Raw genomic sequence first — 13,805 nt, 5'->3', positions numbered from 1 at the left:
CCAGTGCGTCCTCAGTGTGACGCGCCCTGACGACCCCGGAGGAACCATGAGCAAGAAATTCGCTTCCCACGCCGATACCGAAGAGAAGCAGATCAGCTTCACCAAGCTGGCGGAAGGTCTGTACGCCTACACCGCCGAGGGCGATCCCAATACAGGCATCGTCATCGGCGACGACAGCGTGATGGTGATCGACACCCAGGCCACACCGATCATGGCCCAGGACGTGATTCGCCGCATCCGCGAAGTGACCGACCTGCCGATCAAGCACGTCGTGCTGACCCACTACCATGCCGTGCGCGTGCTCGGCGCCTCGGCCTACGATGCCGAGAACATCTACGCCAGCCAGCATACCTATGACCTGATCGTCGAGCGCGGCCAGCAGGACTACGAATCCGAGGTCGGTCGCTTTCCGCGCCTGTTCCAGGGCGTCGACTCGGTGCCCGGCCTGACCTGGCCCAACATCGTGTTCCAGCAGGAGCTGACGGTGTACATGGGCAAGCGCGAGGTGCGCATCATCCACCTCGGCCGCGGCCACACCAAGGGCGACACCATTGTCTGGCTGCCTGAGGAGAAGGTGATGTTCTCCGGCGACCTGGTCGAGTACGGCGCCACCCCCTACACCGGCGACGCCTATCACGAATATTGGCCCGCCACCCTCGACCGCCTGCAGGCGATGGCCCCGCAGAAGCTGGTACCGGGCCGCGGCGAGGCGCTGCAGACCCCCGAGCAGTGCCAGGAAGCGATCCAGGGCACCCGCGACTTCCTCGCCGACATGTACGAAAGCGTCAAGGCGGGCAAGGCCGCCGGCAAGTCGCTCTCCGAGTGCTACTCCGAGACCTATGCCAAGCTCAAGCCCAAATACGGCCACTGGGTAATCTTCGATCACTGCCTGCCGTTCGACATCACCCGCTGCTATGACGAAGCCGGCGGGGAATACCCCGACCCACGCATCTGGACCGCCGAGCGCGACACCGAGATGTGGCACTCGCTGCAGGAAGCCGTCGAGAACCAGTAACGCTACGACAACCTTGCCGACGCCGTACTTGGCGAGCGGCGCCGGCGCAGGTCGACACCGAGGGTCGGCCTGCCCCGGCCGGAGGAAGCATGCCGACTACCTACAACAATCCCGTCTACCCGTATCGACGCCCGTCGGAGCTCGACCGCGGCGACGTCCGCCACTGCCCGGTGGTGATCGTCGGTGCCGGCCCCACCGGCCTGGCCATGGCCATCGACCTGGCCCAGCAGGGCGTCGAGAGCGTGGTGCTCGATGACAATAACACCGTCAGCGTCGGCTCGCGGGCGATCTGCTTCGCCAAGCGTACGCTGGAGATCCTCGATCGCCTGGGCTGCGCCCAGCCGATGGTCGACAAGGGCGTGACCTGGCAGCGTGGACGCGTGTTCTTCCAGGAGCGCGAGGTCTACGACTTCGACCTGTTGCCGGAGGAGGGCCACCGCATGCCGGCCTTCATCAACCTGCAGCAGTACTATTTCGAGGAGTACCTGGTCGACCGCGCCGACGCGCTCGGTGAACTGATCGACCTGCGCTGGAAACACAAGGTGATCGAGGTCGACAGCCGCCCCGAGCAGAGTGCCGTGCTGGTCACCACCGAAGATGGCAATTACCGCCTGAGCTGCGACTACCTGCTGGTGGCCGACGGCGCCAACAGCAAGATCCGCGACATGCTCGGCCTGGAGAGCCGCGGCCAGATATTCCAGGACCACTTCCTGATCGCCGACGTGATCATGAAGGCGGATTTCCCCACCGAGCGCTGGTTCTGGTTCGATCCGCCCTTCCACCCCAACCAGTCGGTGCTGCTGCATCGCCAGCCGGACAACGTCTGGCGCATCGACTTTCAGCTGGGTTGGGATGCCGACCCGGAGGAGGAGAAGAAGGAGGAGAACATTCGCCCACGGGTGCAGGCGATGCTCGGCGAGGACGTCGAGTTCGAGCTAGAGTGGGCCAGCGTCTACACCTTCCGCTGCCGCAAGATGGACGACTATATCCATCAGCGCGTGTTCTTCATGGGCGACGCCGCCCATCAGGTCTCGCCCTTCGGCGCCCGCGGCGCCAACGGCGCGCTGCAGAGCACCGAAAACCTGGCGTGGAAGCTGGCCCGGGTGCTCAAGGGACAGGCCCCCCAGGCGCTGCTCGCCACCTACAACGACGAGCGCCAACACGGTGCCGCCGAGAACATCCTCAACTCGACCCGCGCCACCGATTTCATCACGCCCAAGAGCCGCGTCAGCCGGCTGTTTCGTGACACCACCCTGGAACTGGCGGAGCACTACCCCTTTGCCCGCCGCCTGGTCAACAGCGGCCGACTGTCGATGCCGTGCCGCTACGACGGCTCGCCGCTCAACGGTCACGAGACCGAGGGCCTGCCGCTCGAGCTACGCCCCGGCAGCCCGGCCAAGGATGCCCCGGTGCGGCTGGCAGGCAAGCCTGCCTGGTTGCTCAACCAGTTGGGTGATCGCTTCGTGCTGCTGCTCGACGGCCGCGTCGACAGCGCTCGGGCCGAGGTGCTCAAGGCCGAGCTCGAGCCACTGTTCGAACGCCATGCCGATTTCGAGGTACTGATCGTCGGGCCGGCGCCCCACGCGCTCGCCGCGCTGTCGCGCAGCACACTGATCGAGGACGCCGAGGCGCTGGTGGGTGAGCGCTACGGTCTGACCGGCGGCATCGGTTACCTGATCCGTCCCGACCAGCACGTCACTGCACGTTGGAAGGAGGTTTCGGCCGCTGCCGTCGAAGCAGCGCTGGCGCGTGCCCTGGGCCGCCACCTAGATGCCGAGGAGAGTCGCCATGCCCCAGCTTGAGCTCAACCCCAACTTCACCGACCCGGATGCCTTCTACGCTGCGCTGACCGATCTGCATCGCGAATGCAGCGAAGAAGAGAGCGAACGCATCAACGCCCGGCTGATCCTGCTGCTGGCCAACCATATCGGCGACCAGCAGGTCCTCGAAGAGGCCCTGGCCATCGCCGGCACGGCATCCCCAGACAGGCAAACAGGCAAGTAACAAGAGGGATCTTCCATGACGAACGAGACACTCGAATACCAGAGCGGCTTTCGCAACCACTTCGCTAGCGAGGCGCTGCCCGGCGCCCTGCCGGTAGGACAGAACTCACCGCAGAAGTGCGCCTATGGCCTCTACGCCGAGCAGCTCACCGGCTCGGCCTTCACCGCGCCGCGACACGCAAACCTGCGCAGCTGGCTCTACCGCATCCGGCCTTCGGTGGTGCAGAGCGAGTACCGCCCGCTGGGCGAGAATCGCGTGGCCACCGCGCCGTTGGCCAAGCCTGCCGCCGATCCCAACCAGATGCGCTGGGACCCGCTGCCGATGCCCGCCGAGCCCACCGACTTCGTCGACGGCCTATTGACCATCGCGGTCAACGGCGATGCGGGCACCCAGGCCGGCTGCGGCGTGCACGTCTATGCCTTCAACCGCGACATGACCGAGCGCTTCTTCTACAACGCCGACGGTGAGCTGCTGATCGTGCCGCAGCAGGGCAGTCTGCGCCTGCGCACCGAGCTCGGCGAGCTCGAGGTCAAAGGCGGCGAGATCGCCGTCATCCCCCGGGGCATGAAGTTCCAGGTGCGCCTGGCCCAAGGCAGCGATGCCGCCCGCGGCTACATCTGCGAGAACTACGGCAGCCCGCTGGAACTCCCCGGCCTCGGCCCGATCGGCGCCAACGGCCTGGCCAACCCGCGCGACTTCGAAAGCCCGATGGCGGCCTTCGAAGACCTCGAGGGCGATTTCGAGCTGGTGGCCAAGTTCTCCGGCCGCTTCTGGGCGACCAGGCTCGGCCACTCGCCGCTCGACGTGGTGGCCTGGCACGGCAACTATGCGCCCTACAAGTACGACCTGGCGCGCTTCAATACCATCAACACGGTGAGCTTCGACCATCCCGACCCCTCGATTTTCACCGTGCTGACCTCGGGCTCCGACACGCCGGGCATGGCCAACATCGACTTCGTGATCTTCCCGCCGCGCTGGATGGTGGCCGAGAACACCTTCCGCCCGCCCTACTTCCACCGCAACCTAATGAGCGAATTCATGGGCCTGATCCACGGCGAGTACGACGCCAAGGCCGAGGGCTTCCTGCCCGGCGGGGCCAGCCTGCACAACTGCATGTCGCCTCACGGCCCCGACGCCGACACCTTCGAGAAGGCCTCGAACGCCGAGCTGACACCGCAGCGCCTGGATGCGACCCTGGCCTTCATGTTCGAGAGCCGCTACGTCTACCATCCCACCGAGGCAGCGCTGAACGCGGATATTCGCCAGCGCGACTACGTCGACGTGTGGTCGACGCTGCGCTCGCACTTCGATCCGAAACAGCCTTGAGCTCAATAAACTGCTGACGAAAAGGATTCTACGACGATGAAACTCGCTACCCTCAAGAACGGCCGCGATGGCGAACTGCTGGTGGTTTCGCGCGACCTGAGCCAGGCCGTCTCCGCCGCCGACATCGCTGTCACCCTGCAGCAGGCCATCGAGAACTGGGATGCCGTGAGCCCAAAGCTCGAAGCGCGCTATGCCGAACTCAACGACGGCAGCGCCGCGGGCGCCTTCACGCTCGACCAGAACCAGCTGCACTCGCCGCTGCCGCGCAGTTACCACTGGGCCGACGGCTCCGCCTACCTCAACCACGTCAAGCTGGTACGCCAGGCGCGCAACGCCGAGATGCCCGAGACCTTCTGGACCGACCCGCTGATGTACCAGGGCGGCGGCGACAAGTTCCTGGCCCCCACCGAGGACATCGAGGCGGTCAGCGAGGAGCACGGCATCGATTTCGAAGGCGAGATCGCGGTTATCACCGACGACGTGCCCATGGCGGTGACACCCGAGCAGGCCGCCGGCCACATCAAGCTGATCATGCTGGTCAACGACGTCAGCCTGCGCGGCCTGATCCCCGGTGAGCTGGCCAAGGGCTTCGGTTTCTTCCAGGCCAAGCCGGCCTCCGCCTTCTCGCCGGTCTGCGTCACGCCGGACGAGTTGGGCGACGCCTGGCAGGAGGGCAAGGTCCACCTGCCGCTCACCGTACACCTCAACGGCGAGAAATTCGGCGAGCCGGAAGCCGGGCCGGACATGATCTTCAGCTTCCCGCAGCTGGTCGCCCATGCTGCGCGCACCCGCTACCTGGGCGCCGGTGCCGTGGTCGGTTCGGGCACCGTCTCCAATCCCGATCCCGATGGTGGCCCCGGAAAGCCGGTCGCCGACGGTGGCGTGGGCTACAGCTGCCTGGCCGAGGTGCGTATGGTGGAGCAGATCCTGCACGGCGCGGCGAAGACACCCTTCATGCGCTTCGGCGATCGGGTACGCATCGAGATGTTCGACCGTCAGGGCAACAGCATCTTCGGTGCCATCGATCAGCAGGTGGTGAAATACCAGCCCAAGTGACGGCCAGGGAGAGGCAAGCATGACCACACTGTACGGTTACTTCCGCTCCTCGGCGGCGTATCGGGTGCGCATCGCGCTCAACCTCAAGGGCCTGTCGTACGACCAGGTCCCGGTCAATCTGGTCAAGGGCGAGCAGCGCGGCGAGGACAACCTCGCCCGCAATCCCCAGGGGCTGGTACCGATACTCGAGACCGACGACGGCACGCAGCTGACCCAGTCGCTGGCGATCTGCGAGTACCTCGACGAATGCCACCCCGAGCCGGCGCTGCTGCCGGCCGATGCCGAGGGTCGCGCGCGGGTGCGCTCGCTGGCCCAGCTCGTCGCCTGCGAGATTCACCCGCTCAACAACCTCAAGGTACTCAAGTACCTGGTACACGAGCTGAAGCTGGACGACGAGGCCAAAGTGGCCTGGTACCGCCACTGGATCGCCGAGGGTTTCTCCGCCCTGGAGGCGCGGTTGGCGAACGAGGCCGGCACCGGCACGTTCTGCCACGGCGACAGCCCGACTCTGGCCGACATCTGCCTGGTACCGCAGGTATTCAACGCCGAGCGATTCGAATGTGATCTCTCGCCGTATCCAACTCTGCAACGTATCACGGGACGCTGCCGCGAGCTGGAAGCCTTTGCCAAGGCCGCTCCGGGCGAGCAGCCGGACGCGGGCTGATCCCAGCGATAATCTAGCATGCGGTGACGAACCGCCCCCAACCGTTCGGAGATGGTTGGGGGCGGTTTGGTTTTCAGGACCGAGCGCTTTTTAATTACTTTCATTAAAAAGCTCGCACTTATGTGGTGTAGGGATCTAGTAACCCATCAAAACCAAACAAAAGACCACAAATAAACACTTTTCATTTTTTCTCCCTTACGAAGTTGGCGGCTAGCTTAACTGTTGCATGCCTTGTTTACCCACACCGACTTGGCATGCCTGAAAACCAACGCGCTTTCATTAAACAACTTCTAAAGGAGTTAGAAATGTTTAAAAAGCTGCTAATTACAACTGCCGTATCGGCTGCGCTGGCGACGAGTGGCGCCGCCTTGGCGCAGCAATCGAACCAAGGCAATCAGTGGAATGAAACCCAACGCTACCAGCAGCAGGGCCAAGACAATCGCTGGGACGACCGCAACCCGTACGACCAGAGCCAGCGTTACCAGGATGATCGCTGGGACGATCGCAACCAGTACAACCAGGGCCGTCAGGACGATCGCTGGGATGACCGCAACCAAGGCCAGTACAACCAGGGCCGTCAGGACGATCGCTGGGATGACCGCAACCAAGGCCAGTACAACCAGGGCCGCCAGGATGATCGCTGGGACGACCGCAGCCAGTACAACCAGGGCCGTCAGGACGACCGCTGGGACGACCGCAACCAGGGCCAGTACAACCAGGGCCGTCAGGACGACCGCTGGGACGACCGCAACCAGGGCCAGTTCAACCAGGGCCGCCAGGACGACCGCTGGGACGACCGCAGCCAGTACAACCAGGGCCGCCAGGACGACCGCTGGGACGACCGCAACCAGGGCCAGTTCAACCAGGGCCGGCAGGATGATCGCTGGGACGACCGCAACCAGGGCCAGTTCAACCAGGGCCGGCAGGATGATGGCTGGCGCGGCCAGGATCGCTATCGCTCCAATTGAAATCGGCAGCTGAACAGGCGGCACAGTTCATGATGGATTTGGGCTGTGCTGCCACCATGGCGACCTTTGCACATACGAATTCATCGGAGGAAACATGTTTAAAAGGATGCTTCTTACCGCTGCGGTCTCCACCGCCCTCGCATCGAACATGGCCTGGGCACAGCCAATGGAGGGCCAAGGCGGCTACGGCTACGATGACCGGCAGTCCTACCAGAGCAGCCAGCAGTGGGACGACCGGAGCGGCCAACAAGGCAGGAATGACCGCGGTTACGACAGGCAGCAAGGCTCGACCTGGGACGACCGCGAGCGTCAGCAGTACCGGGGCGACAGCCGGATGCGGGACGATCGGGATCGCCAAAACTACCGCGACGATAGCAACTACGGTCGAGATCAGGGTGGCCACTGGGACGATCGCACCCGCCAGCAGTACCAGGGCGAACGTTTCGGAGATGAGCGCGACCGGCAAAGCCCACCATGGGATGACCGGCAACAACGTGGTTCCGACAATCGTGGCCAGCAGGATGACCAGCAAGCCCACCATCTCTTCATGCAGGGCTATATGGAAGGCAAAATGGAAGGCCTCCAGGAAGGCGCCATCAGAGGCTATCGCCAAGGCTTCGTAGAAGGGCTCAAAGAGGGCCAGAACGAGCAGAGCGACCAAGGCGGCTTCTCGGGTGGCAACCGTCAGGACTCCTCGAACCAGAGCCAAGGGGCCAACTCGCAGGGCCCGGCCAGCACGCAGAGGAATAATCGGGACGCGACCGATTCCGAAGGCACCGGAAGCACCGAAAGCGCCGACTCGAATAGCTCGGCGCTCGACAGCCAGGAGGATGAAGACGCGACGGATAGCGAATCGAACTAACGGTAAAAACGCTGGAAAGCCAAGGGGAGCGGGTTCGCTCCTCTTGGCATCCGCGCCCCCTGCGGCACGCTTATCTCATCGTGTGGCGCTAATTTCCCCTTCCTGCCGTTTCCCATCATGAGCCGCGCACGACCTGTGTTATGGTTTCAATTGAAATCATTTGCGAGAGAGCAGAGCAACCGCGAATCATTTCAGCTACAATAAGCAGGCTAACGAATAGTGCCACTTCCAGTCGTGAACGGTGGGAAATGCGCCTGACGGTTGTTGAATGCCTTTCTCCTGGAGACATCGATGTGCTGAGGCTGAAGTCCCCCGCTACGGTGATTACCCTCGCGGCGCTGACCGCGCTGGGCCCGCTGGCGACCGACATGTACCTCCCCGCCATGCCGGCAATGGCCGAGGCGCTCGACACCGGCCCCGATCAGATTCAGCTGACACTGAGCCTGTACATGGCTGGCTTCGCCGTGGCCCAGCTGTTCTGCGGCCCGATTTCCGATCGCTTCGGCCGCAAGCCGGTCATGATCGCCGGCTTCGGCCTGTTCCTGCTGGCAAGCCTGCTGTGCGCCTTCGCTCCCAGCATCGAGTGGTTATTGGCCGGGCGTTTCCTTCAAGCGCTGGGCGGTGCCGCCGGCCCTGTGCTGGGGCGCGCCGCGGTGCGCGACATCTACGGCCCCATCGAGGCCGGGCGTATGCTCTCCTATATGGCCAGCGTCACGGCGCTGGCACCGGCGCTGGCACCCATCGTCGGCGCGGGGCTGCTGCTGTTTTTCGGCTGGGAATCGATCTTCCTGCTGCTGACGGTTTACGCTGCGACAATGCTACTGGTCCTCGCCTTTCTCATGCCGGAGCCGCTGGCGCAGGAGAATCGCCAGTCGGTGCATCCTGCCACCATCCTACGCAACTACCGCATGCTGCTCGGCCAGCGCGCCTTCATGGGCTATACGCTGGTCAACGCCAGCGGCTTCGCCGGCCTGTTCGCGTTTCTCTCCGGTTCATCCTTCGTGCTGATCGAATTCATGGGCATGTCGCCCTTCGGCTACGGGATCGGCTTCACCCTGATCGTCGCCGGCTTCTTCAGCGGCACTCTGGTCAGCGGCCGTTACAGTCATCGCCTGGGGCGCGATCGTCTGCTGCTGCTGGCTACGGCGATCTGCGCCCTGGCCGGTACGATCATGGCGGGTCTCGCGACGGCAGGTGTCTACACGCCGTGGGCAGTGATCGGTCCGCATATCCTGTTCCTGGTCGGCTTCGGTATCGTGATGCCTCAGAGCATGTCCGGGGCGCTGGCGCCCAACCCGCAGTGTGCCGGTTCGGCCTCCTCGCTGTTCGGCTTCCTGCAGATGACCATCGCCGCCCTTGGCGGGGCGCTGGTCGGCCGGTTTCATGACGGCACCTCGCTGACCATGGCCCTCTCCATCGGCCTCGGTGGCGTGCTCTCCCTGGTGGCTTACCTGTTGCTGGTACGTCCGGCCAGCCAGGCAGCCGCCGCCAGCCAGGCACGCTCCTAGCGATGAGCGACACCGCCCCTCCCCGCCTCGTCATCCTGCTGCTGGCCCTGGCCGGTTTCGCCAGCATGGCCTCGATGCGCGTCACCGATGCCATGCTGCCGGCGCTGTCACAAGCCTTCGAGCGGCCGGTGGCCGAGGTGGCGCAGAATATCACCCTGTTCGCCATCGCCTACGGCTTGATGCAGCTCGCCTACGGCCCGATGGGCGATCGCTTCGGCACCCTGCGGGTGATCGGCCTGGCCACCCTGGCCTGTGCCCTGGGCGCGCTGGGCTCGGCGCTGGCCGAGTCACTGCCTTTGCTGCTGGCCTTCCGCACGCTCAATGGTGCCACTGCCGCGGCGATCATCCCGCTCTCCATGGCCTGGGTCGGCGACAACGTCTCCTACGAGCAGCGCCAGGTGACGCTGGCGCACATGCTCTCAGGCGCTGTGCTGGGGCTGATCAGCGGCCAGGTCGCGGGTGGCTTCCTGGCCGATACGCTGGGCTGGCAAACGGCGTTCGGCCTGCTGATGCTGTTGTTCCTCGCCGCGGGCGGGCTGCTGCTGGCGACGCTCCGCCAACGTCCCGAGCTGTCGCCGGCCAAGGGGGCTCCTGGGCGCATCGCCTTCTTCTCGCGGATTCGGGAAGTGGTGCTGATAGCCCGTGCCCGGCGTATCCTGGCACTGGTATTTCTCGAAGGTATCGCCGCCTTCGGTGCCCTGGCGTTCGTCGCCAGCCACCTCTATACCCGGCTGGAAGTCTCGCTGACCCAGGCCGGGTTGATGGTCGCGCTGTTCGGCGTGGGCGGGCTGATCTTCGCGGCCCTGGCGCGAACGCTGGTGGCTCGATTGGGTGAGCCGGGCCTGGCCGCGGGCGGCGGCATGCTGATGGGGCTCGGCTTCATCGGGCTGGCGCTGGCGCCGCAGCCTGCCCTGGCCGCTGCCGGCGCTTTCTGCGCCGGCCTCGGCTTCTACATGATGCACAGCACGCTGCAGATCAACGCCACCCAGATGGCGCCCGCCATGCGTGGTACCGCCATGGCGGTGTTCGCGGGCTGCCTGTTCCTCGGCCAGTCGGTGGGGGTCAGCCTCGGCGGGCTGGTGCTGCGCTTGGCCGGCAGCGCGTGGCTGCTGATCGCCGCCGGGCTGTGGCTGCTCGCCCTGGGGCTGGTCTTCGCCTGGCTGCTGCGCCAGTGGCACAGTGAGCAGGAGGCGGCCACAGCGTTGTCATAGCCCACCGTTGATCAGGTCGCTGCGAAAGCCGGCGACCCAGCGCATGGCCTCCTCCAGCTCACCTGAATGGAAGAGACGCGCTTCGGTATTGGGAAACAGTTTGCCGGCCAACTTGGTGGTGGTCTCGATCCAGCGCTTGTCGGCAATCACTGCGGCACGCTTGAAGCGGTGGTACTCGCCCAGCTTGCTCATGGCGTAGGCCAGGTCACGCAGCAGGGCACCGGCCGTCATGTGGTCGAAGTCGGTCATGTCCGCCAGCACGCCGATATGCTCGTTGTACTCGAGCTTCGACTCGATGGCAGGGATCAATACGTCGTAGTCCGCACTGTGCAGCGTGCCGGTTATACGGAACGCCGCCACATACTCGGGGGCAGGCAGAATCTCGATCATGGCTGACTCCTCCTTGGCTGCCGGGTCGCTCGTCTGCTTACTCTTAGGTTTCTCGCGCCGCCCCGGGTTCCCGCGTCGTGCCGGCTATTATCGCCAGAACGGTTTGCTCACCTCACGCTTGACGGTGTCCCGATCCAGCCCGATGTCGGCCAGCAGACGGTCGTCCAGATGGCGCAGATCGCAGCGGGTACGATGGCGCTGCTGCTGCTCCCTGATCAAGCGGGGCAGACGGAAAAGGCGTTTGAAAATCATGGCGGCATCTCCTGTCGGTGGGTTCTGACAGGCTATGGCCATGCGAAAAATCCATACAGATTCAGAATAAAATTAGTTTTACGATACAGATGAGACTATCCTGCTACTGTATCGCTCACCTCCGCGCCTTCTGTATCGAAGAAGGAAACAGATCGATGAAACTGTCATGAAGCGTTACGACCAAGTAGCGCAGACCCTGACCCAACGCATCGAGCAGGGCCAATATCGTATCGGCGATCGGTTGCCCTCCGTGCGTGCGCTATGCCGCGAGTTGGGCGTCAGCGTCTCCACCGCTCAGGAGGCGTATCGGCGGCTCGAGGAGTCCGGCCTTGCAGAAGCGCGCCCGCGCTCGGGCTACTATGTGCTGCCCCGGCCAACCCCGGGCGTACTACCGAAGATATCGCGCCCCGCCCAACGTCCACTGGACGTGTCCCAGTGGGATCAGGTACTGGAACTGGTCGCCTCCTCTCCGGTGAACGACCGCCTGCTGATGCTGGGGCGCGGCATTCCCGACCTCACTGCCGCCAGCCTGCGCCCCTTGCACCGCCAGCTGAGTACTCTACATCGGCACGTGGCGGCCCACGGGCTCAACTACGACAGCCTGCAGGGCAGCCTCGAGCTGCGCCGGCAGGTGGTGCGACAGGCCGACAAGTCGGGCTGCCTGCTGCATCCCGACGACGTGCTGATCACCACCGGCTGCCAGGAGGCACTCTCGCTCGCCCTGCGCACCCTGACCGAACCCGGCGACGTGGTGGCGGTGGACTCGCCGAGTTTCTACGGCACCATGCAGATCCTCAAGGCGCAGAAGCTCAAGGCACTGGAGATCCCCACCGACCCACGCAGCGGCATCAGCCTGGAGGCGCTGGAGCTGGCACTGGAACAGTGGCCGATCAAGGCGATCCAGGTCACGCCGACCTGCAACAACCCGCTCGGCTATACCATGCCCGAGGCGCGCAAGCGCGCCCTGGTCGCGCTGGCCCAGCGCTTCGACGTGGCCATCGTCGAGGACGACATCTACGGTGACCTCTCCTTCGACACGCCCAGGCCGCGCACCCTCAAGAGCTTCGACGACGATGGCCGGGTGCTGCTGTGCAGCGCCTTCTCCAAGACGCTGGTGCCTGGGCTTCGGGTCGGCTGGATGGCGCCGGGGCGTTATCGCGACCAGGTGCTGCACATGAAGTACGTCTCCACCGGCGCCTCGGCCACGCTGCCGCAGTTGGCGGTGGCGGAGTTCGTCCAGCACGGCCATTACGAGCGCCACCTGCGCGAGATGATCCGTCAGTACCGACAGCATCGCGACATCATGATCGATTGGGTGATGCGCTACTTCCCGGCCGGTACCGGGGTCAGCTATCCACAGGGTGGCTTCCTGCTATGGCTGGAGCTGCCGGGAAATATCGATTGCGTGCGCCTCAAGGAGCAACTGGTCGGCGAAGGGCTGCATGTCACCCCGGGTTCGCTGTTCTCGGCCTCGGGCAAGTACCGCCACTGCCTGCGCCTGAACTATGCCGCGGCGATGACGCCCGCCGTCGAAGCCGGGGTCAGGCATGTCGGCGAAGCGGTAACGGCGCTGTTGGAACAGGAAGTGCCGGCCTGACTCACGGTCTCGTCGCCGTTCGTGCCTCCATCGTTGCAGCAGTTTCCGGCTCGGCATCTTGCAGCGCGGGCAGCAGGTAGCGCTGCCACAGCGCCTGCTCATGCTCGGCGCGAAAGAAACCGAAGTGACCGATGCGAGCCAGACCCGCCTCCTCCGGCCGAATGCGTAGTAGCGTGCACGGCGCGTTGGCATAGAAGCCGTGCAGCGACTCGGTGTTGCGCGCCGACATGAAGTCATCGTCGCTGAAGGAGAGCGATACAACGTGCGAGCGCACTGCAGCGAAACGCTCACGCACGCCGGGCTCCGCTCCTACCATGTATTCCGGGTCGAGGCACCAGCGCCGCCACTGCTCGACCACGCCGCGGGGCAGATCGCCGACCATATTGAGCCGTTTGCCGGGAAAATAGCCCAGCAGCGGTGTGAGCAGCGGCACGGCGCCGAACCAGAACAGCCACACCCTCCGTTTGAGCGCCGGTGCGTTCTCGCGCCAGTAGCCGCTGCCACAGGCCACGGTAACGATGCGCTCGAGTCGCTCGTGCCCCGGTACCAGCGGCGGAATCTGCCCGCCTAGGCTGTGGCCCACCCAATGAAGCGGCACTCCCGGCGCGTGGCGCTCCAGCGCCTCGAGCATCGCTGCGGCGTCATAGCGCGCCCAATCCATGATGGTGGTCGAAAAGCCGCTCAGCCGCGTTGGGCGCGACGCCCCCATGCCGCGGTAGTCGAAGGTGGCCACGGCCATCCCCTGTCCCGCCAGCCACTGCGCCAGGGGGGCATAGAAGCGCTGGGGCACGCCCATGGCCGGGGCAATCAGCACCGCGGCCGTGGGCTTTGTCGGCGTGACGAAACGTGCGGCAATGGCCACGCCGTCACTGGCCTGCACCTGTCGTTCCTCGATCCTGGGTTCCATCTCGATGACTCCTCGCCATGTCGGGGCTACCGCCGAGCGGGCTTG

General features: G+C 64.9%; 14 protein-coding genes. 11 read left to right on the top strand and 3 right to left on the bottom strand.

Features of this window, described 5'->3' with window-relative positions:
• Window positions 1-46: 46 nt before the first annotated feature.
• From HBJ55_RS13150 to HBJ55_RS13105, 10 genes are all read left to right on the top strand, one after another.
• Window positions 47-1,015, top strand: a complete 969-nt coding sequence (locus HBJ55_RS13150; RefSeq protein WP_167115511.1) for an MBL fold metallo-hydrolase — start codon at window positions 47-49, stop codon at window positions 1,013-1,015.
• Window positions 1,016-1,104: 89 nt separating this feature from the next.
• Window positions 1,105-2,817, top strand: coding sequence for an FAD-dependent oxidoreductase (locus HBJ55_RS13145; protein WP_167115508.1), 1,713 nt, complete (start codon window positions 1,105-1,107; stop codon window positions 2,815-2,817).
• Window positions 2,804-3,019, top strand: a complete 216-nt coding sequence (locus tag HBJ55_RS13140; RefSeq protein ID WP_167115505.1) for a DUF2783 domain-containing protein — start codon at window positions 2,804-2,806, stop codon at window positions 3,017-3,019. The genes HBJ55_RS13145 and HBJ55_RS13140 overlap by 14 nt, the downstream gene beginning before the upstream one ends.
• A 15-nt stretch (window positions 3,020-3,034) precedes the next feature.
• Window positions 3,035-4,345, top strand: a complete 1,311-nt coding sequence (hmgA, locus tag HBJ55_RS13135; RefSeq protein WP_167115502.1) for a homogentisate 1,2-dioxygenase — start codon at window positions 3,035-3,037, stop codon at window positions 4,343-4,345.
• Between the two features lie 36 nt (window positions 4,346-4,381).
• Window positions 4,382-5,401 carry a fumarylacetoacetate hydrolase family protein gene (locus HBJ55_RS13130; RefSeq protein WP_167115498.1) on the top strand — a complete coding sequence of 340 codons (1,020 nt, stop codon included), beginning with the start codon at window positions 4,382-4,384 and terminating at the stop codon, window positions 5,399-5,401.
• A gap of 19 nt (window positions 5,402-5,420) precedes the next feature.
• Window positions 5,421-6,065: a maleylacetoacetate isomerase gene (gene maiA, locus HBJ55_RS13125; protein ID WP_167115495.1), complete on the top strand. Its 645-nt coding sequence runs from the start codon at window positions 5,421-5,423 to the stop codon at window positions 6,063-6,065.
• Between the two features lie 305 nt (window positions 6,066-6,370).
• Window positions 6,371-7,033: a hypothetical protein gene (locus HBJ55_RS22285; protein ID WP_206022598.1), complete on the top strand. Its 663-nt coding sequence runs from the start codon at window positions 6,371-6,373 to the stop codon at window positions 7,031-7,033.
• Between the two features lie 94 nt (window positions 7,034-7,127).
• Window positions 7,128-7,895, top strand: a complete 768-nt coding sequence (locus tag HBJ55_RS13115; protein WP_167115492.1) for a hypothetical protein — start codon at window positions 7,128-7,130, stop codon at window positions 7,893-7,895.
• Between the two features lie 293 nt (window positions 7,896-8,188).
• Window positions 8,189-9,403, top strand: coding sequence for a Bcr/CflA family efflux MFS transporter (locus HBJ55_RS13110; RefSeq protein ID WP_167115489.1), 1,215 nt, complete (start codon window positions 8,189-8,191; stop codon window positions 9,401-9,403).
• A 2-nt stretch (window positions 9,404-9,405) separates the two neighbouring features.
• The gene (locus tag HBJ55_RS13105; protein ID WP_167115486.1) at window positions 9,406-10,614 is read left to right on the top strand and encodes an MFS transporter; all 1,209 of its coding nucleotides are present in this window, start codon (window positions 9,406-9,408) and stop codon (window positions 10,612-10,614) included.
• Here the strand turns inward: HBJ55_RS13105 and HBJ55_RS13100 are convergent.
• Together HBJ55_RS13100 and HBJ55_RS13095 are read right to left on the bottom strand one after the other, a co-directional pair.
• Window positions 10,609-11,004, bottom strand: a complete 396-nt coding sequence (locus HBJ55_RS13100; protein ID WP_167115484.1) for a SpoIIAA family protein — start codon at window positions 11,002-11,004, stop codon at window positions 10,609-10,611. The genes HBJ55_RS13105 and HBJ55_RS13100 overlap by 6 nt on opposite strands.
• A gap of 87 nt (window positions 11,005-11,091) precedes the next feature.
• Window positions 11,092-11,256, bottom strand: a complete 165-nt coding sequence (locus HBJ55_RS13095) for a DUF1127 domain-containing protein (RefSeq protein ID WP_167115481.1) — start codon at window positions 11,254-11,256, stop codon at window positions 11,092-11,094.
• Between the two features lie 166 nt (window positions 11,257-11,422).
• On the opposite strand from HBJ55_RS13095, the gene HBJ55_RS13090 reads away from it, so the two are divergent.
• Window positions 11,423-12,853, top strand: coding sequence for an aminotransferase-like domain-containing protein (locus HBJ55_RS13090; RefSeq protein WP_167115478.1), 1,431 nt, complete (start codon window positions 11,423-11,425; stop codon window positions 12,851-12,853).
• 1 nt (window position 12,854) lies between these two features.
• Here the strand turns inward: HBJ55_RS13090 and HBJ55_RS13085 are convergent, their stop codons facing one another.
• Complete coding sequence (locus tag HBJ55_RS13085) at window positions 12,855-13,760, bottom strand: alpha/beta hydrolase family protein (protein ID WP_167115475.1); 906 nt, start codon at window positions 13,758-13,760, stop codon at window positions 12,855-12,857.
• Window positions 13,761-13,805 lie beyond the last annotated feature (45 nt).

Source organism: Billgrantia bachuensis (assembly GCF_011742165.1).
Classification (GTDB): domain Bacteria; phylum Pseudomonadota; class Gammaproteobacteria; order Pseudomonadales; family Halomonadaceae; genus Halomonas; species Halomonas bachuensis.
Note: the sequence above shows the minus strand (reverse complement) of the source record. Positions and strands in the feature narration are given on the sequence as shown.